18 protein-coding genes are annotated in these 19210 nt (G+C 64.5%); 9 read left to right on the top strand and 9 right to left on the bottom strand.

All coding sequences use genetic code 11. The features are described from left to right. The first annotated feature begins 177 nt into the window (after positions 1–177). A complete protein-coding gene (locus AC630_RS01370; RefSeq protein WP_074116710.1) occupies positions 178–1119 on the top strand; it encodes a LysM peptidoglycan-binding domain-containing protein in 942 nt (313 codons plus the stop codon). A 107-nt stretch (positions 1120–1226) separates the two neighbouring features. After that, positions 1227–2051, top strand: a complete 825-nt coding sequence (locus AC630_RS01365) for an aspartate dehydrogenase (protein WP_074116709.1) — start codon at positions 1227–1229, stop codon at positions 2049–2051. A 2-nt stretch (positions 2052–2053) separates the two neighbouring features. Here the strand turns inward: AC630_RS01365 and AC630_RS01360 are convergent, their stop codons facing one another. After that, complete coding sequence (locus AC630_RS01360) at positions 2054–3355, bottom strand: PQQ-dependent sugar dehydrogenase (RefSeq protein WP_074116708.1); 1302 nt, start codon at positions 3353–3355, stop codon at positions 2054–2056. Positions 3356–4026: 671 nt separating this feature from the next. Here AC630_RS01360 and AC630_RS01355 point away from each other — a divergent pair. From AC630_RS01355 to AC630_RS01345, 3 genes are all read left to right on the top strand, one after another. Beyond that, complete coding sequence (locus AC630_RS01355; protein WP_074116718.1) at positions 4027–4509, top strand: nucleotide exchange factor GrpE; 483 nt, start codon at positions 4027–4029, stop codon at positions 4507–4509. A gap of 320 nt (positions 4510–4829) precedes the next feature. Continuing rightward, entirely contained in the window at positions 4830–5036 is a 207-nt protein-coding gene (locus AC630_RS01350; RefSeq protein WP_074116707.1) for a hypothetical protein, read from the top strand. 280 nt (positions 5037–5316) lie between these two features. Beyond that, a complete protein-coding gene (locus tag AC630_RS01345; protein WP_143197729.1) occupies positions 5317–5511 on the top strand; it encodes a DUF2934 domain-containing protein in 195 nt (64 codons plus the stop codon). A gap of 1144 nt (positions 5512–6655) precedes the next feature. On the opposite strand, the gene AC630_RS01335 is transcribed toward AC630_RS01345, so the two are convergent. The 6 genes from AC630_RS01335 to AC630_RS01310 form a co-directional block, all read right to left on the bottom strand. Next, positions 6656–7282, bottom strand: a complete 627-nt coding sequence (locus tag AC630_RS01335; protein WP_074116704.1) for a methyltransferase family protein — start codon at positions 7280–7282, stop codon at positions 6656–6658. A 31-nt stretch (positions 7283–7313) separates the two neighbouring features. Further along, positions 7314–8345, bottom strand: a complete 1032-nt coding sequence (locus tag AC630_RS01330) for an NAD-dependent epimerase/dehydratase family protein (protein ID WP_074116703.1) — start codon at positions 8343–8345, stop codon at positions 7314–7316. 30 nt (positions 8346–8375) lie between these two features. After that, on the bottom strand, positions 8376–8912 hold the full coding sequence (locus tag AC630_RS01325) for an Mpo1 family 2-hydroxy fatty acid dioxygenase (protein WP_074116702.1): 537 nt from the start codon (positions 8910–8912) through the stop codon (positions 8376–8378). Between the two features lie 155 nt (positions 8913–9067). Next, a complete protein-coding gene (locus tag AC630_RS45140; RefSeq protein ID WP_074116701.1) occupies positions 9068–9736 on the bottom strand; it encodes an OmpA family protein in 669 nt (222 codons plus the stop codon). Beyond that, positions 9736–10152 carry a hypothetical protein gene (locus AC630_RS45135; RefSeq protein ID WP_074116700.1) on the bottom strand — a complete coding sequence of 139 codons (417 nt, stop codon included), beginning with the start codon at positions 10150–10152 and terminating at the stop codon, positions 9736–9738. The genes AC630_RS45140 and AC630_RS45135 overlap by 1 nt, the downstream gene beginning before the upstream one ends. A 91-nt stretch (positions 10153–10243) precedes the next feature. Then, a complete protein-coding gene (locus AC630_RS01310) occupies positions 10244–12844 on the bottom strand; it encodes an ATP-dependent helicase (protein ID WP_074116699.1) in 2601 nt (866 codons plus the stop codon). Between the two features lie 240 nt (positions 12845–13084). Between AC630_RS01310 and AC630_RS01305 the strand changes: the two genes are divergently transcribed. Further along, positions 13085–13255 carry a DUF1328 domain-containing protein gene (locus AC630_RS01305; protein ID WP_074116717.1) on the top strand — a complete coding sequence of 57 codons (171 nt, stop codon included), beginning with the start codon at positions 13085–13087 and terminating at the stop codon, positions 13253–13255. A 124-nt stretch (positions 13256–13379) separates the two neighbouring features. On the opposite strand, the gene AC630_RS01300 is transcribed toward AC630_RS01305, so the two are convergent. After that, a complete protein-coding gene (locus AC630_RS01300; protein WP_074116698.1) occupies positions 13380–13880 on the bottom strand; it encodes a thioesterase family protein in 501 nt (166 codons plus the stop codon). A gap of 107 nt (positions 13881–13987) precedes the next feature. Between AC630_RS01300 and AC630_RS01295 the strand changes: the two genes are divergently transcribed. From AC630_RS01295 to AC630_RS01285, 3 genes are all read left to right on the top strand, one after another. Further along, positions 13988–15412 carry an FAD-binding oxidoreductase gene (locus AC630_RS01295; protein WP_074116697.1) on the top strand — a complete coding sequence of 475 codons (1425 nt, stop codon included), beginning with the start codon at positions 13988–13990 and terminating at the stop codon, positions 15410–15412. Positions 15413–15537: 125 nt separating this feature from the next. Then, positions 15538–16863, top strand: coding sequence for a Spy/CpxP family protein refolding chaperone (locus AC630_RS01290; RefSeq protein WP_074116696.1), 1326 nt, complete (start codon positions 15538–15540; stop codon positions 16861–16863). Between the two features lie 116 nt (positions 16864–16979). Beyond that, positions 16980–17342 (top strand): hypothetical protein, encoded by a 363-nt coding sequence (locus tag AC630_RS01285; RefSeq protein ID WP_074116695.1) that lies wholly within the window; start codon positions 16980–16982, stop codon positions 17340–17342. Positions 17343–17348: 6 nt separating this feature from the next. On the opposite strand, the gene AC630_RS01280 is transcribed toward AC630_RS01285, so the two are convergent. Further along, positions 17349–19028, bottom strand: a complete 1680-nt coding sequence (locus tag AC630_RS01280) for a SulP family inorganic anion transporter (protein ID WP_074116694.1) — start codon at positions 19026–19028, stop codon at positions 17349–17351. Positions 19029–19210 lie beyond the last annotated feature (182 nt).

Raw genomic sequence — 19210 nt, 5'->3', positions numbered from 1 at the left:
GGTCGGCGGCCGCGACGGCGCCGGCGCGCAACTAAGTCGTTGATTCCGGATATTGATCGACCGCCGTCGGCAGCCATGCCGACGGCGGTGTTGTTTGTGCCCCAAAAACCACCCAATCGGTGGTCACTAAGCCCGCTTGGGGAGGCGATCGCCTCCCGTGGCGGGACTGCTGGACCGATGATCGATTTGAGGCGAGTTGTCGTGCTGGCAGCGATTGCGCTGCTTGCTTTGGGCACGGCCGCGACCGCGGCCTCACCCGCCAAGCCGAAGCGCGCAGCAGTCGCGGCCATCGCGCCGCCACCGCCTCCCGCTCCACCTGTCGAACCGCTACCGTCGCCGAAGATCTACCTGTTTCGCGGCGCCATGGGACCGATCTTCTCGACCGGCATTGACCGGCTCAGCGAGAAACTGACGCAGGCCGGCTTCTCGGCGGATGTCTATGAATTCACCATCTGTCGGCTGATCGGCAACCGCGCCATCGCCAGCTACAAGGAGACGCCGGCGCCGATCGTGCTGATCGGCCACTCCATGGGCGGGCTGTGCTCGATTGTCATTTCCGAGATGGCGGCCAAGGAGAACATCCCGATCAGCCTCGTCATCGCCATCGACCCCGCGCATGCGACCGGCGACGTGCCGCTCAATGTCGAGCGCTTCATCAACATCTTCCTCTCCGACAGCGTGCTCGGCGGCGGCGACGTCGTGGCCGTGCCCGGCTATCGCGGCCATTATGCGAGCTATGACCTGAAGGAGAACAGCCGCGTCACCCACATCAACATCGAGAAGTCTGACGACATCCACCGCCAGATCGTGGAGATGGTGACGCAGCTGCCGCGCATCCCCGCGCAGACCCAGGCCGACGCGGTGCCGCTGCGCTATCTCGTGCCCGCGGATACGCTGGTGGAATTGTGGGACTCCGGCGTTCGGGTGCCCGTACGCGCCGGCGATACCTTGGAGAGCATCGCAGCCGCCCATCGTGTGCCTTTGTGGACGCTCGCGCAGAGCAACTCGCTACCGGAGAACGCACCGCTCACGCCCGGCCAGTCCATCATCGTCCCGCGCCATCTGACGCCGCCCGAGCCGGCCACCGCGATGGTGACGCCTCCGCCGAAGCGAAGGTAGGAGAAGTCGCTTCATCTCGCCCCGCTTGCGGTCGAGGCGCGCCTGCGCAGCTATGCGCGGGAGGCGTGACAGGCTATGACATTGGCCTGGCGGGAAAGTGGGGCGCGATGACTGAACAGAGAGCTTCGAACGAATTGCGGGTTGCCATCGCAGGGCTGGGCTCGATCGGCACCAAGATCGCGACCGCACTCGATCAGGGCATCGAGGGACTTAGTCTTTCGGCGGTGGCCGTGCGCGATCCCGCAAAACATCAGGCGTTCGTCAGCGGCCTGCGCCGCCCGCCGCAGGTGTTGCCGATCGATCAGCTGGGCGACGCTGCCGACATCGTGGTCGAATGCGCGCCGAGCCGGCATCTGCGCGAGATCGTCGAGCCTGCGGTGAAGCGCGGCAAGGCGGCTGTCGTCGTCAGCGTCGGTGCGCTGCTCGACAATTCCGATCTGATCGATCTCGCCCGTGCCAGTGGCGGCCGCATCATCGTGCCGACCGGCGCGCTGATCGGCCTCGACGCCGTCAACGCCGCGGCTGTCGGCACCGTCAATTCCGTGAGGATGGTCACGCGCAAGCCGATCGACGGCTTGAAGGGCGCGCCGTTCATTGTCGAGAACAATATCGATATCGACAATCTGCGTGAGCCGCTCAAGCTGTTCGAGGGCACGGCCCGCGAGGCGGCAAAAGGCTTTCCAGCCAATCTCAACGTCGCGGTGGCACTGTCGCTCGCGGGCGTCGGTCCCGATCGCACTCAAGTGCAGATCTGGGCGGACCCGACCGTGACGCGCAACGTTCACCGCATCGAGGTCGAGGCGGATTCGGCGCGCTTCTCGATGTCGATCGAGAACATCCCGTCCGAGAATCCCAAGACCGGGATGATCACGGCGCTGTCCGTGATTGCGCTGCTGCGCAAGCAGCGCGCCACGCTCTGCGTCGGGACGTAAACTTACGCGCCCGTCACGCGCCAGATCACGTTGCCGACGTCGTCTGCCATCAGCAGCGACTTGTCGGGGCCGATTGCGACGCCGACCGGACGGCCGTAGGACTCCTTCTCGTCCGGCGCGAGGAAGCCCGAGAGGATGTCGCGCGCCGGGCCGGAGGGCTTGCCGTTCTCGAACGGGATGAACACGACCTTGTAGCCGGACAGCTTGCTGCGATTCCACGAGCCGTGCTGGCCGATCACCATGCCGTCGGGGAACCCGGGCAGCGTGCCCGCCGGCATCCAGCATAGGCCGAGCGAAGCGGTATGGCCGCCGAGCGCATAGTCCGGCGTGAGCGCTTTGGCGACCATCGCCGGATCCTGCGGCACGCGGTCGTCGACCGTCTTGCCCCAGTAGCAATAGGGCCAGCCATAGAAGCCGCCGTCGCGCACCGAGGTGAGATAGTCCGGCGGCGTCTCGTCGCCGAGCCCGTCGCGCTCGTTGACGACGGTCCAGAGCACGGACGTAGTTGGCTCCCAGGCAAGGCCCACAGGATTGCGCAGGCCCGCCCCGAAGATGCGATGCGTGCCGGCGACGAGATCGAGCTCGTAGACCGCGGCGCGGCCTTCCTCGACCTCCATGCCCATTTCGGCGATGTTGCTCAGCGAGCCGACGCCGGCATAGAGCTTCTTGCCGTCGGGGCTTGCGAGCAGGCTTCGTGTCCAGTGGCCGCTCGGCTTGAATGTGGTGAGCCGCTTGCCCGGCGCGGTGATGCGGTCGGCATTCGCGACATAGGGAAAGGCCATCACGCCGTCGGTGTTGCCGACATAGAAGGTGTCGCCGACCAGTGCCATGCCGAACGGCTGGCTGAGGTTTTCCATGAAGGCGCCGCGCACTTCGGCGACGCCGTCACCGTCCTTGTCGCGCAGCAGCGTGATGCGGTTGGCGCTGACACCGAGCGCGGCGGCGCGCCGCATCGTTGCCTGCATTGCGTAGTGAAACACGGTGCGCGGCGGGCCTGCGATCTGCGTTGCTTCCGCGATCAGCACGTCGCCATTGGGCAGCACCTCGATCCAGCGCGGATGGTTGAGGCCGGTCGCGAACGCATTGACCTTGAGCCCGGGCGCGACGGTCGGTTTCTGGCCCTCGCTCCAGCCGCGCGCCGTCGGCATCTTCAGCGTCGGGATGGCGCCTTGCGGCTTGGCTTCGGGAATGGCGGGGGTCTGGCCCCAGGCCGGCGCGGGCTCGGTGCCCGACAGCTTCCGCCATTGCAGTGCGATGCCGCCGACGAATGCGACGAACTGCGCAAAGATGCTGGAAAAACTCATGAGAAGCCCCTGTCGAATCCTGCGGCACAGTCCAACGCCGGATCGCACCGAGCCCCGCGCGGGCTCAGGCCTGATCGTCGACCTCTCCAGATCCACGATGAGATGTCGTCGTGCCTCGTTGCGCGCGCATCCAACTGGGTAGCGGTAAAAAGGTCAACCGTTGCGGAACTCGGCTGAGCTCTATTCCCGTGGAATGGCAGCCGACCAAATTTGCATGGAGAGAGGAAGATCAGCGGTCGATGTTCCCGTCGAGCCGCCGTGCTGCGCTAAAAACGTCGTAGGCGTCCGACATGGCTCGATGCTCTGCGCTTGTGTGGAGCGGCAACGAGCCAGAAGAACGGCGGTTTCCTGAGGACGTTCTACCTGCACCAATCTGTCACCGTCATCCTGAGGTGCCGGAGCGTAGCGGAGGCCTCGAAGGATGCGCGGCCCCGGCTATCGCCCGTCGGCGGTGATCGGGCAAAAGAACGCTTATGGAGCCGAAAGCGCTTTTGGCGCGAGCCTCTGCTCCTACGCTAGGTACGCCCAAAGGACATTGCTGACTGATTTTGCGTGCCATTGCCCGCCGTGCGCCGTCGCGACATCTCTAGGCGTGCAACTGTTTAACCATCCGTTAACCACAGCTGTTCATGATACTGTTCGTAGCGTGTGTTCGCGACGAGCTTGATCGAATGGCGCAGCGTGGTTCCAGAGCGCCAGTTGGAGGGGATGAGGGCGTCCAGAGCTTTCCCTCACCGCTGGCACCAGACAAGGGAGCAACAGCCCTCGATCTGGTATATCAAGCGGCCGATGTCTTCCGCGATATGGAGAAGCGCGCCCGCGAGACCGAAGCCCGTGCCCAATCGCTTTGCACAAGCGCCTTAGAAAGATTGCGGCTGGCCGAAGTGCGAGCGGAGGCCGCCGAGCGGGCACACCGTGAACTCACCGTCACCACCGAACGTAAGCTACAAGATGCTTGCCGAGCGCTGGAGCAAGCCCAATGCTGCATTGAAGCCCAGAAGGACAAGTTGACGGCCGCAGAGCTCCGCGCCGAAGTTGCGGAGGCTGAAGCGCGACAAGCCAGGGAAGCGCTCGCGCTCGTTGAAGAGGCCATTCGCAAGCGTCTGCTTTGCGCAAACCCGCATGCCGATGGCAGGTTGGCAGCGGTAGCCTGATCGATTGCGACTGCAATGGCTCACTGGGTGCCGCGCGCGCAGGCGCGGCACGGGCGAACTTACCCCGGCTGTGAGCCTGGCGGTAGCCACCTCCTTTAGCATTTGAAATCGGGTGGGATGGGGGTCGACCCAAATAGGGGCCGGTGAAGCCTGAGAGGCTCAATTTTACCTACGGGACAACACGCCGCGTGACCGGCGCCAATTCAAATGAGAGAGCCAAACGATAACGAACTATTAACCATGTTGGGCTATCTGGAGAATTGGGCATTCGGGGCGCGTGTGCTGGCTTGCGGGCCAGCCGGTAGCGTAGGCGTGGACCCATGGCCCTTGACCCGGAAGAACTCGTCACCCTGACAGATCACGGCTCGATGAAACTGCGCTCGGCAGTATCGCGCGCGATGACGTTGCTACCCAAAGAACGCAAGCGGACGACAATCGTCCGCGAGGGTGAACCGGCGATTCTGAAGTTCGAGCAGATCAAAAACCTTGCGGCGCGGTGGAACGAACGGCTCGCGCCAATCGACTGACTAGTTTCGCTGTGCGGTCCCACGCCCCCCAAGAGGCGGCCCGTGCACGGCCCCTTCGCCTTTCTGTACGCTTGAGCTTGATGCCGGTAGCCGGATGCGGATTGCCGTTCGTTGCGACAGGCGTCCGCGAGGCTGCCGAGATTGCTCGCAAAGAGCGCCGACCGCCCTTGGGCCGCACCCGCGCGACGCTTAACTTCCACTGCCCCGTTAAGATTTCATTAACCTTACGAGAGCAAGTCTTTTGGACGGGGCCGGGCGGATCATTCGCAAGGAAAATCCCATGCCAAATCTGGAAGAGGCAATTCGCGAGCGCGCCTACCACCTCTGGGTCGCCGATGGTCAACCCGACGGAAAGGCGGAAGTCCATTGGATGCATGCTCAATACGAAATTCTCGCGTCGTCAGTCGCAAGCCCTGCCGTGGCTGACATTGCAGTGACAAAACCGGCCAGAAGGGCGCGATCCCCGAAAAAGTAGAACTCGCGCTGACTGGTCCATCGCGAGGACGTGCGCCGTTCGCAATTCGGTCGGCGGGCCTGCCGGTTGTCGTTAGAAACGACATCCAACGATGCGGGAATTGGCAGCCTCGCTAACCCAAATTTCTTCGAGAGGAACAGATAACAACACCTAGACTATTCGTCGGGTCGGCAGTTCAATTGGCATTGGTTGATCGAGTCGGTTTCTCGCACCATCCAGCGCCGAGAGCGACGAGCGCCGACGTGACCAGAGCCGATGGCAACCAGTGTCCGACGGGACCAGTGTCCGTAAGGCCAGCGTCAAGGAGGCCAGGGTCCAGAAGGCCAGCGTAAAGCGAGCATCAACCCTGCAAGCAGCCCGCCAAGTCTGCTCGCAGCCAAACTTGGCAAGACATAGCAAGGCCTTTGCTAACGAAGAACCTTTGAGGCCTTCGGGACCATCGGTCGCTCCGATGGTCCCTTCTCATTGTGTTGCCATTGGCGCGAGACATCCTGCGGCTGTCGCTTACGCGTTCACCATGCAATCGATGCGAGGAACGCTATTTGATCGTCGCGTGCACAGTAACGACCGACGTGCCAGAAGCCGTCGGCCCCTGACCCGTTGCTCTGATGGCAAAAGTATCGCTCCCCTTATATTTGGCCTTCGCTTTGTATTCGAACGTAGACAGGTTGAGCCTTTTCAGCTTGCCGTGTGACGGCTTTTGAGAGATGTCCGAGCCACTCACAGTGCCGCGCATCTTGATTGGAAATTGGCAACTTCCTCCGGACGTGAGGTCAATGTCGGCCGTCGAGTTCTCGCCCCAATCCGCTAGTGTCCCTGAGATTGAGCATTCAGAAACGGCCCCCGCCCGAGATACAGACAGTAGGCTCGGACTGCTAGCAATAAGCGCCAACGCGGCGACCTTTGACAACTGCATAACAGGCTTCTCCGCAGCGTTGTCAGTTTACGGACATCACTCCTCTGGCACCCCGGCTAGGCGGATGCCCTCGCAGACCTGCTTTCGTCCGGCGAGATATTTCGTATTGTCGCTTGCCTGGCTGACAAGCAAGCGGCTGATGGCAAGCTTGGATCGAGCGCAAGTCCCACACTAGCAATAAGGTCGTGCAGAGAAAGCGGAAGGCAGCGACCGCGCCTTCACGACGCTTCAGCGCGGCGACAGGAACGGGATGATCATCGGCACACGGCGGCAATAGGCACCGTAGGCGTCTTCGCCGAGCTCCTTGGACAGGAACACCTCTTCCATCCGGCCCTTCTGCCACATGCCGAGTGAGATCAGGATCGCGCCGAGGATCGCGGTCACCGTGCCGACCGCGATGCCGGTCGCCAGCATGCCGGCGATCAGGCCGGTGTAGATCGGGTGACGCACGATGCCATACGGACCCGTGTCGATGACCCGGTGGTCTTCCTTGTGCGTAATGGTGTTGGACCAGAACTGTCCGAGGTGTAGCCGTCCCCACCAGGTGAACGAGATGCCGGCGAGCACGATCAGCGCCACGATGTAGACGCCGGCGTTGCTGAACACCCAAAGCGGCTTCTCGCCGAGCACTTCCGCGGTCCAAGGGGTGAACAGGATGCCGCCGACCAGGATCGGGATGCGATAGCGGCCGGACTCCAGCGTCATCACCTGCTTCTGGGTGCGGCCCTGCCAGAACGAGGCGCCGACCCAGCTTGCAAGCCAGGCGAGCCAGATCAGGGCGAGCAGTTGCGTCGGCCAGGTCGTGGTCCAGCCACCCCAGGCGACAGAGAGAAGCTTGCTGAAATCGAAGGACATGCGGAAAGGTTCTTTGCGTTGGACGGAGAACTCAGCTCGCGCGCGAGGAGAGCGCGTGATGTTCGATGGCGCCGGAAGCCTGCTGGCTTCCGCGGGCGAGAAGATGGGTAATGGTTTCGCGCAAGACCGGCTCGATCGGGCGCGGCGAATAGCCGAGCTCGGTGCGCGCCTTGCCGATCGAGAGGTCGCTTGCGGCCAGCGCAATGCGCACGCCCTCGGCGGTGCCGTTGGGCGGCCGGCGCGTGATGCGATCGGAGATATGTTCGAGCATGATCGCGGAGAGCTCGGCGATCCTGCCGGGCACGACGACCGGAAACTGCCGGCGGCCGCTCATCGCTGACATCATCCGCAGGATGTGGCCGAGCGGAACACAGTCGCCGCCGAGGATGTAGCGCTGGCCGATGCGACCGCGCTCCATGGTCAGCACCAAGCCCATGGCGACGTCGCGGACATCGACCAGATTGACCAGGAAGTTGAGATGCGGCTGCACCTTCTTCTGCAGGAAGTACCAGAGCATCGCGGTCGGTGGCGTCAGATTGTGGTCGGCGGCGCCAATCGGCATGGTCGGCGTGCCGATCACGAGCGGAAAGCCACTGGCCGCGGCCTTCGCCGCGTGATGCTCGGCGAGCGACTTCGACCGCGTATAGGCGCCGGGCATCGCGTCGGCCGGCTGCAGCGCCTCTTCGGCGGCAACGCCGCCCAGGTCGGAATAGGGGAACAGGATCGATTCCGTCGAGCAGTGCAGAAAGCGCGACACGCCACGCTTCATCGCCGCCGCGAGCACGACCTCGGTGCCGCGGCAGTTGACGTCATGGAAGTCCTGCTTGTTGGCAACCCACATGCCGGGCAGTCCGGCGAGGTGATAGACCTGATCGACACCCGCGATCGCCGCATCGACCGCAGCGCCGTCCAGCACCGAGCCGTGGATATGTTCAACGTCCGCGTTCGCCGCGGCCGGCGAACGGACATCGAGAACGCGTACCCGCTGCCCGCGGGCGCGGAGCGCTTCTACGAGGTGATGTCCGATGAAGCCACTGCCACCGGTAACCAGTACGAGAGCCATGAAGAAAGTTTGCTGTTCCGCGTCTGGAAGTTATCGGGTTGAAAGGGAATTGGTCGGAAGAGGCGCCAAAATCGCGGCAAGGTCGCGACGGAAGCCCAATGCAATGAACAATTTTGCCATGACAAACATAGGACCAAGCAGAAAATGGGTGGGGTGGTCGACCATCGACGGCTGCCGTTCCTCAAAAACCTTGTGGCCGACGATCTGCGCTGTGACGCCAAACCCGATCAGCAGGGCAAAAATCGTCCACATCATGGCGATCGAGACCTGATTGCCGATTGCGGTTGCGACCGAAAGCAGCACGATCATCGCGGCGAGGATGCCGAGCCCGATCCCGGCGTCCAGCATCAGCCAATAGACCAGCACCGGCAGGGCCAGGATCACCGCCAGGCTCACCTCGATCCCGAATACAGGAAAATGCACGAGGGTCAGCGGCAGTACGGCGCCGGTGAAGAGCAGGAGGATGCCGACGACGTGCATCGCGCAGTTCCAGGGATCGCGATGATACTCGACGTAGTCGGCCAGTTGGCGTTGAAAATAACCAGCCATCTCAGTCTCATGCAGCATGGGGTCGGGGGAAGGGCGAGATCAGGCTATAGCACCGGACTGGGCAGTGCACAAACCGGCACGCGTGTCGCGCCAAGCATGGCTGTCGCGCCCGGAACAGGCCGCAAAACGGTCACGACTTCAAGGGGTTCCGTCAGGCGCCGAGACGCCCTCGCTCAGTGCTTCCTGGCGGGCTTTTTCGCCGCAGGCGCGGGAGCCGCAGCGGGGCGCGCAGGTTCGTCCTCCGGCAGCTTGGCAAAGGTCAGTATTTGCAGCTGGCCATTGACGGCTGAGGTCGGCTTGGCGCGGTCGAGAAACTGCTCTTCACCGAGGCCGATCGGGTGCAGCCGCTTGGTCGAGATCTTGAACGTGTTCACCAGGACGTCACGGATCGCGTCGGCGCGGCGCTGGCTCAGGATGGCATTGGCCTCGCGCGTCTTCGAATTGGATTCGACATGGCCGACAATCAGGAACGTGTAGGGCAGCAGCGAGGAATGAACCAGCGCGTCCGCGATACGGCCGACGGTCTGGTAGGAGGCCGGCTGGATGATCGGCGTGTCGGCGTCGAACTGGATCTGCGCGTTGAAGGCGGGCAGCTTGGCGAGATCGGGCGCGATCAGCGGTCGGTTCACCGGACCGGGATCGTTCTTGATCCTGGCCCTGGCGCGCTCCATCACCTGCTGCTTCAGCGCGGGAAGCTCGACCTCGGCGGCTCCTTCGAAATGGCTCAGCTGGCCGACGATGTCGTCACGGGTCGGCGCCGTCTGCGCGCCTGTCGCGCCCGAAAGCAGGGTGAGGCCGAGCGCGATGCAGATTCCGGCGGTGGAGAGTCTGTTCGCGCGCATCAGCGATAACCCGCGTCGTCGACGGCCTTCAGGCAGTTGTTGCTGATGCCCTTGGGCGTCGAGACCAGGCAGGGGATCGACTTGCTGGTCTCCTTGGTCGAGCCGCCGCAGACCTTGACGATCTCGCGCTGGCAGGCGTTCGCCACCGTGACGCGCGCGGCGACGCGCTTCTGGATGGCGTCGAAGGCGCCGAGATAGTCGCTCTGGCATTGCTGGGACAGTACGTCGCGGTTGCGCGACAGGCACTCCTTCAGCCGGGTCGAGTCCGGATTGACGCCGCGGCAATTGGCGACGATTTCCGCACCGCAGCTCCTGGCCAGCAGCCCGATCGAATCGCCAAAGCTCATGGTCTCCGCCGTCGCAAGCGACGGCATCCCCAATGCAAGCACGATCAGTGTGACGGAGCCCCGGACCATGGATGCATCTGATACGGGGAAGTTCGGGATGGTCAAGGGGCGTGGAGTGAAGAAACGCGGCGGCGTTACGTCGCCGCAACAGGGCGGGCCCTCATGCCCGCTGCACGAAGCTGTCCACGACCTTCTTCTCGCCGGCCTTGTCGAAGGCGATGGTGAGCTTGTTGCCGTCGATCTTGGTGACGCGGCCGTAGCCGAATTTCTGGTGGAAGACGCGGTCGGAGAGCGAAAATTCCGAGGTCGTGCCCGTGGATTTGGCCACCAGTTCGCCCTCGATCGTCATCGGCCCGCGGCGGCGCGATGAGAAGCTGCCGAAATCGGGCGAGGACGACGAGGGCGAAAATGACGAAGCCTCTTCCTCGAAGCCGCCGCCACCGCCGCGGCCGCCGCCACGGTTGCGGTTGGCTTGCGCCCGCTGCCAGCCCGGCGTCGAATAGCTGGAGCCGAACGCCTCCATGTCGTCGAAGCGGGAGGCGCCATAGCCGCCAGTGCCACCCCAGGCGGAGCCGCCCCTGGATTCCGTGATCTCGACATTGGCCGCCGGCAATTCGTCGAGGAAGCGCGACGGGATCGTGGTCGACCAGGTGCCATGAATGCGCCGGTTGGTCGCGAAATAGAGTTTTGCGCGGCGGCGGGCGCGGGTCAGGCCGACATGGCCGAGCCGGCGCTCTTCCTCGAGGCCCGCGCGGCCCTGTTCGTCCAGTGTGCGCTGGCTCGGGAACAGGCCTTCCTCCCAGCCCGGCAGGAACACATTGTCGAATTCGAGCCCCTTGGCCGAATGCAGCGTCATCAGCGACACCGCGTCTTCCTCGGCGCCGCCGTCGCGGTCCATCACCAGCGAGATGTGCTCGAGGAACCCTTGCAGGTTCTCGAACTCCTCCATCGAGCGCACCAGCTCTTTCAGGTTCTCGAGCCGGCCCGCAGCGTCCGCCGAGCGGTCCTTCTGCCACATCTCGGTGTAACCGCTCTCGTCGAGCACGATCTGGGCGAGATCGGTGTGCGCGGTGACTTCGCGCTGGGCGCGCCAGCGGTCGAACTGGGCGACGAGATCGCGCAAGGACCCGCGCGCCTTCGGCTTCAGCTCGTCGGTCTCGACCACCGCCCGTGCCGCTTCGAACAGCGGAATGCGGCGCTTGCGGGCGTGGTCGTGCAGCATCTGCACGGTGGCATCGCCGAGCCCACGCTTGGGCGTGTTGACGATGCGCTCGAAGGCGAGATCATCGGCGGGCGAATTGATGACGCGCAGATAGGCCAGCGCGTCGCGGATTTCAGCACGCTCGTAGAAGCGCGGACCGCCGATCACGCGATAGGGCAGGCCGAGCGTGACGAAGCGGTCTTCGAACTCGCGCATCTGGTAGGAGGCGCGTACCAGGATCGCGATCTCGTTGAGCTTCTCGCCCTGGCGCTGGAGCTGCTCGATCTCCTCGCCGATGCCGCGGGCTTCCTCTTCCGAATCCCAGGCACCTGTGACCGTGACCTTCTCGCCCTCGACGTCCTCGGTGCGTAGCGTCTTGCCGAGCCGGCCTTCGTTGTGCGCGATAAGATGCGATGCGGCGGCGAGGATATGTCCGGTCGAGCGGTAGTTGCGTTCGAGCCGGATGACCTTGGCGCCGGGAAAATCGTGGTCGAAGCGCAGGATGTTGTCGACCTCCGCGCCGCGCCAGCCATAGATCGACTGGTCGTCGTCGCCGACGCAGCAGATGTTCTTGGTGGGACCAGCAGGAGGAGCAACCGTCATTCCGGGGCGATGCGCAGCATCGAGCCCGGAATCTCGATCGTCGGACTCACTGCTGGATTCTCCGACGTGCAATTGCACGTCGTAGTTCGCATCTTCGACGCGCCCCGGAATGACGGCGGGCGCGGCGGGCTTTGCCGGCGCCTGCGACAGCAGCCGCAGCCAGAGATACTGCGCGACGTTGGTGTCCTGATACTCGTCGACCAGGATGAATTTGAAGCGCTGCTGGTACTGTCGCAGGATGTCCGGGTGCTCGCGGAAGATGCGGATGTTCTCCAGCAGCAGGTCGCCGAAATCGGCCGCGTTCAGGATCTTCAGCCGTTCCTGGTAGCTCGTATAGAGCTTGCCGCCCTTGCCGTTGGCGAACATCGCGGCCTCGCCCGACGGCACCTGCGACGGCATCAGGCCGCGGTTCTTCCAGCCGTCGATCAGGCCGGCCAGCATGCGCGCCGGCCAGCGCTTGTCGTCGATGTTTTCGGCCTGGAGCAACTGCTTGAGCAGCCGCACCTGGTCGTCGACATCGAGCACGGTGAAATTCGATTTGAGCTGCGCCAGCTCGGCATGGGTACGAAGGATGCGGCCGCCGATGGAGTGGAAGGTGCCGAGCCACGGCATGCCTTCGACGGCGTGGCCGAGCATCTGGCCGAGCCGGTGCTTCATCTCGCGCGCGGCCTTGTTGGTGAAGGTCACCGACAGGATCTCACCGGGCCGGGCGCGGCCCTGGCTCAGGATGTGGGCGATGCGCGTGGTCAGCACGCGGGTCTTGCCGGTGCCGGCGCCGGCCAGCACGAGGACCGGGCCGTCCAGGGTCTCCACCGCCTCGCGCTGCTCGGGATTGAGCCCGGACAGATATTTCGGGCCCACCGAGGCGCGAGCGCGCGCGGCGATGCCGCCGGCTGCGGGCTGGTGGTCGGGGACGCTCTGGGACGTGATCTTGCTCGGCTCGGTCATGCGAATCATTGGCCCCACGATGGCACCGCGGGGTCGTGGGAGGGAGCCTTCTTAACAGGGATTGGTCCCTATATGGGGCGGCCAGGCGAGGTTTTCCACGTACAGGGCAGGTCGATTTGTTCCGTCAGGCGGCGCAAATTTCCACCTGGCGTAGGCCGGAACCTTCGTTCCCACGTCGAGATTGTCAGGGCAAGTGAGGCGCGTCAGCCGCGCCGATCACAGACAGACATCAAGATGGAGGTTTTGACCATGCTTGGCTGGGTTGTGACGTTTCTGATTATCGCACTGATCGCGGGTATCCTGGGCTTTGGCGGCATCGCCGGGGCTTCGATCGAAATCGCCAAGATCATCTTCTTCATCGCGGTCGTTCTGTTCCTGGTTTCGGCCGTGGTTGGCTTGGCCCGCGGCCGCAGAATCTAGCGGTGTAACTCCTCATGGTGAGGAGCGCGAAGCGCGTCTCGGACCATGAGGCCCGACTGTGGCCTGCATCCTTCGAGACGCCCGCTTTGCGGGCTCCTCAGGATGAGGGGGTACAGGGGACCCGTTAGCCCCGTTTCGAGGGCATCGCCACGTTCCGGCCGATGCCCTCGGGCCGCTGCACGGCGCTGTGGGCCCCGACGACGGTCCGAATGCGCTCGGCTATATCGGGCGGAAAAGGCGCCACCTTTCGCGAGCCCATGTCGATGTGGAGCGACATGTTTTCGGAGGTTGCCGACAGCCAGCCTTCGGTTGCGTGCCGCAACTCCTCGAACGTGTGCAGTCGCTTGTCGTCGGCTTCCAGCAACCAGACCGACACCTGCACGGGATCGCCGAGGTGGATCTCGCGCAAGTACCGCACATGGCATTCGGCGGTGAAGGTCGAGCCGTTGCGCTCCTTCATGTATCCCGGTCCGATCCCGAGCTGCAGCCACATCTGGTCGATCGCCCGGTCGAACATCACGTTGTAATAGGCCATGTTGAGGTGGCCGTTGTAGTCGATCCATTGCGGCTCGATCTGCATGATCGAGGCGCGGAACGGTTCGGCCTTGAGTGCATCAGCGGTCATCTCTGGTTATTTCCTTCCCTCACCAATTTCTTCCTGACACGCGTCCGGTCCCTTGACTTGACCGGGCATATGTCCTTTGCCACGGTCTTCTGTCGGGAGGAATTTCCGTGGGTACGACCATCACCAATAATCCGCCGCGGCCGGAGCCGAAAGCCCTCGCGAGCGCGCTGGAACAGCTTGCCGCACGCTTCGGCAATCGCCTCATCACCTCGCAGGCCGTCCGCGAGCAGCACGGCCATACCACGACGTGGATCGTCAACCAGCCGCCGGACGGCGTGGTGATGGCGCAGGAGACCGCCGACATCCAGGACGTGGTGCGGATCTGCGCCAGGAATCGCGTGCCCGTCATCGCCTTCGGCACCGGCACCTCGCTCGAGGGCCAGGTCAACGCGCCCGCCGGCGGCATCTCGATCGACCTGCGCGACATGAACAAGGTGCTCGCGGTGCATGCCGAGGACCTCGACTGCGTGATCCAGCCCGGCGTGACCCGCAAGGCGCTGAACGAGCATCTGCGCGACCAGGGCCTGTTCTTTCCGATCGATCCCGGCGCGGATGCTTCGCTCGGCGGCATGGCCTCGACGCGCGCCTCCGGCACCAATGCGGTACGCTACGGCACCATGCGCGAAAGCGTGCTGGCACTGAAGGTCGTGCGCGGCGACGGCGAGATCATCACCACCGGCACACGCGCGAAGAAATCGTCGGCAGGCTACGACCTGACGCATCTGTTCGTCGGCGCCGAAGGCACGCTCGGCATCATCTCGGAATTGACCATCCGCCTGCGCGGCATTCCCGATACGATCGCGGCCGGCGCCGTGTCGTTCGAGACCGTGCACGGGGCGTGTCAGGCCGTCATCCTGGCGATCCAGACCGGTATTCCCGTCGCACGCATCGAGCTGCTCAATGCCGCGCAGGTGAAGGCCTGCAACGCCTATTCGAAGCTGACGCTGCCGGAGACGCCGCTGCTGCTCATGGAATTCCACGGCAGCGAGATCGAGGTCGCCGAGCAGTCCAAGGCGTTCGGCGAGATCGCGAAGGAGTGCGGCGGCGGCGACTTCTCCTGGACCACCAAGCCGGAGGATCGCACGAAACTCTGGCAGGCGCGGCATGATGCCTATTGGTCGGTGAAGGCGCTGCGGCCCGGCGACAGCGTGGGCGTGGTCGCAACCGACGTCTGCGTGCCGATCTCGCGCCTTGCCGATTGCGTCAGCGAGACCGAGGAAGATCTCAAGCGGCTCAACCTCTTGTCGCCGATCGTCGGCCATGTCGGCGACGGCAATTTCCATTGCTCGCTGGTCTGCGACACCAACGACGCCGACGAGATGGGGCGCGGCGAGGAATTCATGCATCGTCTCGTCGAGCGGGCGCAGGCGATGGACGGCACCTGTACCGGCGAGCACGGCATCGGCCAGGGCAAGCAGAAATATCTCAAGGCGGAGCTCGGGCCTGAAGCGCTCGATGCGATGCGGGCGCTGAAGAAGGCCCTCGATCCGCTCAATATCTTCAATCCCGGCAAGATCGTGCCGGAGGCGTAGCGTCAGCCTGTCGCGGAGCGACCGGCCGCGTAACGCGGCCGGCGCGGGAACTTTTGGCCCGCGCACCGGTTCCAAATCCCGACACGTTCCGATGCCTCACTGGTGCGGATCTACGGGAGCGTAAGATGTTGCGACCAGTCCTTGGAATTGCCGCGGTGGTCTTGGCTTGCATGCTGGCAGGCGGGGCTCTGGCGAAGGGCGGCGGTGGTCACGGTGGTGGCCACGGCGGTGGCCACGGGGGTGGTCACGGTGGCGGGCATCACGGCGGCGGTCATTTCGGCGGCGGCCATTTCGGCCATCATGGTTTTGGTCATGCGCATATCGGCGGCGGGCATCACGGTTGGGGAGGGTTTGGAGCCGCCGGGCGGCATGGCGGTCCGAACTTCGGTCATATCCGCAATGCGGCCGTGCATACCACCAATCTCCGCAATGCGCTGAACCTGCACGCCGGCGCATTTCGGAATGGCCGCCTGATCGGCAATCCCGCGGCGCGGGCCCAGCTCGCGGCCACAGCCGCGCTGGTCGGCTGGCACGGTGCGGGCAACGGATGGTGGCAGCACCCCGGCGGCTTCTATGGCTGGGTCGGACCGCTGTTCTGGCCCTTCGCTTATAACGATCTCTACGACTACACCATCTGGGGCGACGGTCTGGGCTTCTGGGGCTATGGCTATCCGGACATCTATGCCGGCATCTTCGGCCCCTATGGCTATGACGGTCTTGCGACCTACCTGCCACAACGTCCCGCGGGGCGACGACAGGCCAGGAGCATTCCGCTTGATCAGCTCTGCGGCAGCGACCGTCGCGAGATCGCCGGCCTGCCGGTCGATCAGATTGCAGCCGCGGTGCAGCCGACGGAGACACAGGGCGCGAATCTCGACGAACTCGGCAACGCCTCGATCCAGGCGGCCGCGATCATCCGTGCGTCATGCCCAACGCAGGTCGCGGCTACGGCGCCTGGTCGGTTGGCGGCGATGCAGCAGCGTGTCGACACGATGGTGAAGGCCATCGAGCTGGTGCAACCGGCGCTCGACAAATTCTATGGGTCGCTCACCGACGAGCAGAAGGCACGATTCAATGCGTTGGCCGAGGACCAGCGCCGCGCAACGGCGAGCAACGCCAATGCATCGCCGGCGCAGACTTGCGGTGGGCCGGTCGCGCTCGATTGGCCCGGCGCCGAGATCGAGGCCAGGCTCCACCCCAGCGAGACCCAACGTGCCGCTCTGCAAGTGCTTCAGGATACCAGCGCCAGGGTCAATGATGCGCTCAAGTCTGTGTGCCAGCCCAACGACGTGATGACGCCGCCGGCGCGGATGGCTGCGGTCCACAAGCGGCTCGATGTGATGCTGGATGGCGTCAAGTCAGTGCGCGCTGCGCTTGAGGATTTCTATGGCACGTTGAATGACGAGCAGAAGGCGCAGTTCGAGGCGATCGGGCCACGTCGGACGTCCTGAGCGCGGAACAAAATGTCGCGGAAAAAACTGCCTCGCCGACCTCGCTGCGGTTCTCTATGCTGGGTGGAGCTTGAGCACGACAATGCGGTGGCCGGAAGACCACGGGTGGCGGGGTGATGAAGTGGTTCGCAAGGAACAAGCAGGAGGACGTCTGGGACGAAGCGATCGAGGGCCCGCTCGGCGACATCGAAGCCGCCGGGCGCATCCGCGCGATCTGTGAGGCTGCCGCCGCAAGCGCAGCGGGTTCGGCGCGAAACGACAAGCGCGAAAGCGAGCGCTACGAGCACGCGGCGAAGGTCGCAATGGAAATCGCGATGAAGATTTCGGATGGATTGATGCGCGACGATGCGGTCCATCGCATCGTCGATCTCTGCATGAAGGCGGACGACCTCAAGACCGCGCAGATCCTGTTTCGTGCGATCCATGCAAGCTGGATCCGCGAGACGGTGCAGCGGGATCACCCGACACTGGCGCAGTGAAACTGGTTATTTCGCCAGCTTGCGCACGGCCTCGTCGACGCTGTGGAAGACGTGCTCGCGGAGCAGGGCGTCGAACAACCTGAAGCGCTCGAACGCGTCCTGGGCGCGCACCGATTCCAGTCGTGCCAGCGCCACCGTGACGCCCTGTTCGCTGCACGTCTTGAATATGTCGAGCAGGATTTGCGCAGCGGTGAAGTCGATCTCGACCATGCCGCTCGCTTCCAGCACCAGCAGTTGCGGAGGTGCCGCGCCGAGCACCTTGGTCACGTCGCTGCGAAAGCCCGGCGCGTTGAGGAACGAGAGCGGAGCCTGCAGCCCGATCACGGCGACCCCGGCGACGCGCTCGCCGGTGATATGCGGATGCGCCGGCCACCAGATCGTGGTGCCCGGGACGCGCTCGAACTCGACGAGCCGCGCGCGCGTCGTGCTCCAGATCCCGTGCAGCAGCGACAGCACGATGCCGAGGAACGCGCCTTGCTGGATCGGCAGCACGATGATCAGCGCGGCGGTGGCGACGATGAGCAGGAACTCGCTGAAGGACTGACGGTAGATCGTGACGATCTGCGTCAGGCGGATGATGCGCAGCGCCACGAACAGCAGGATGCCGCCGAGCGCGGCGTCCGGCACGTGCCGCAACAATCCCGTTCCGAATGCGAGCAGCGCCAGCACGATTGCCGCAGCCGCAAGGCCCGCAAGCTGCGATTGTCCGCCGGTCTCCGCGACGATCCCGGTCCGCGGCGGGCTGGCATTGACCGGAAACGCACCGAACAGGCCTGATAGCACGCTACCGGCGCCCGCGCCGAGGAAGTCGCGGTCGACATCGGCGGGCTTGTCGGGATCGGACGGGAACGACCGCGTCGTCGCCGCGGTCTGCACCATCACCACGACCGTGATCACGAAGGCGAGCGGCACGAGGCGTACCCAAAACTCCGGCGCAAGCTCGGGCAGGGTCGGCCGCGGCAGCGTGCCCGGAACGGCGCCGACGACATTGACGCCCTTGCTCTCGAGGCCAAGCGCGATTGTGGCCAATGTCGCGGCGACAAGCCCGATCAGTGCGCCGGGGATTTTTGCGCTGATCTTCTCCGAGAAGAAGACCACGGCCAGCACGCCGAGGCCGATGCACAGCGTGAAGGGATTGGTGCGGCCGAGTTCGGTTGCGAGCACGCCGATGCGATCGAGCGTCGGCCCGCTCGGCGATTCCAGCCCGAGCACGCCCGGCAGTTGCGACACGATGATGTGGACGGAGATGCCGGCGAGGAAGCCGACCATGACCGGCACCGACAAAAGGTTTGCGATGCCGCCGAGCCGGAAGGCGCCACCGGCCAGCATCATCGCGCCGACCATCAGCGCCAGCGCGATCGCAAGCCCCTGATATTCGGGCGAGCCGGCTGCGGCGAGCGTTGCGAGTCCGCCGGCGAAGATCGGCGTGATCGTGGAGTCGGCACCGCAGGACAGGAAGCGATTGCCGCCGAGCAGGGCAAAGCCGAGCGAGCCCGCCATGAAGGCGAAGAAGCCGATCTGCGGTGCGAAGCCGCCGAGCCGGGCCGTTGCCATCTGCTCGGGGATCGCGATCGCCGCCAGCGTCAGCCCCGCCATGACGTCGCCGGGCAGGGAATAGGACGCGAGCGACCGAAACAGCGGCCAAGAGGTGTTCGATGATTCCTTGGCGTGAGCGTTGTGCGGCATCGAGGTCCCCGGAAATCCTGTGTCGGCCGATCAGACTACAGCATTTCCGGAAGGTGACAGATGGCGAATATGCGCGACCCTCGTGTCCCGGACGCGCTGCAACGCGCCAGCGTTGCTGCGCTGAGCCGGGACCCAGGATGCCGCACAGTTCGCTGCCGCATGGGCCCCGGCTCTGCAGCGCA

This window comes from Bradyrhizobium sp. AS23.2, assembly GCF_001908185.1.
GTDB lineage: Bacteria > Pseudomonadota > Alphaproteobacteria > Rhizobiales > Xanthobacteraceae > Bradyrhizobium.
The sequence above is the reverse complement of the archived record's forward strand: the minus strand, read 5'-3'. Positions and strand labels throughout refer to the sequence as shown.

Coding starts and splice junctions, on each gene's coding strand:
- AC630_RS01365 (WP_074116709.1), top strand. CDS start 1,227: ATGACTGAACAGAGAGCTTCGAACGAATTGCGGGTTGCCATCGCAGGG.
- AC630_RS01370 (WP_074116710.1), top strand. CDS start 178: ATGATCGATTTGAGGCGAGTTGTCGTGCTGGCAGCGATTGCGCTGCTT.
- AC630_RS01330 (WP_074116703.1), bottom strand. CDS start 8,345: ATGGCTCTCGTACTGGTTACCGGTGGCAGTGGCTTCATCGGACATCAC.
- AC630_RS01325 (WP_074116702.1), bottom strand. CDS start 8,912: ATGCTGCATGAGACTGAGATGGCTGGTTATTTTCAACGCCAACTGGCC.
- AC630_RS01350 (WP_074116707.1), top strand. CDS start 4,830: ATGGCCCTTGACCCGGAAGAACTCGTCACCCTGACAGATCACGGCTCG.
- AC630_RS01285 (WP_074116695.1), top strand. CDS start 16,980: ATGAAGTGGTTCGCAAGGAACAAGCAGGAGGACGTCTGGGACGAAGCG.
- AC630_RS01280 (WP_074116694.1), bottom strand. CDS start 19,028: ATGCCGCACAACGCTCACGCCAAGGAATCATCGAACACCTCTTGGCCG.
- AC630_RS01345 (WP_143197729.1), top strand. CDS start 5,317: ATGCCAAATCTGGAAGAGGCAATTCGCGAGCGCGCCTACCACCTCTGG.
- AC630_RS01360 (WP_074116708.1), bottom strand. CDS start 3,355: ATGAGTTTTTCCAGCATCTTTGCGCAGTTCGTCGCATTCGTCGGCGGC.
- AC630_RS01355 (WP_074116718.1), top strand. CDS start 4,027: ATGGCGCAGCGTGGTTCCAGAGCGCCAGTTGGAGGGGATGAGGGCGTC.
- AC630_RS01305 (WP_074116717.1), top strand. CDS start 13,085: ATGCTTGGCTGGGTTGTGACGTTTCTGATTATCGCACTGATCGCGGGT.
- AC630_RS01310 (WP_074116699.1), bottom strand. CDS start 12,844: ATGATTCGCATGACCGAGCCGAGCAAGATCACGTCCCAGAGCGTCCCC.
- AC630_RS45135 (WP_074116700.1), bottom strand. CDS start 10,152: ATGGTCCGGGGCTCCGTCACACTGATCGTGCTTGCATTGGGGATGCCG.
- AC630_RS01290 (WP_074116696.1), top strand. CDS start 15,538: ATGTTGCGACCAGTCCTTGGAATTGCCGCGGTGGTCTTGGCTTGCATG.
- AC630_RS45140 (WP_074116701.1), bottom strand. CDS start 9,736: ATGCGCGCGAACAGACTCTCCACCGCCGGAATCTGCATCGCGCTCGGC.
- AC630_RS01300 (WP_074116698.1), bottom strand. CDS start 13,880: ATGACCGCTGATGCACTCAAGGCCGAACCGTTCCGCGCCTCGATCATG.
- AC630_RS01335 (WP_074116704.1), bottom strand. CDS start 7,282: ATGTCCTTCGATTTCAGCAAGCTTCTCTCTGTCGCCTGGGGTGGCTGG.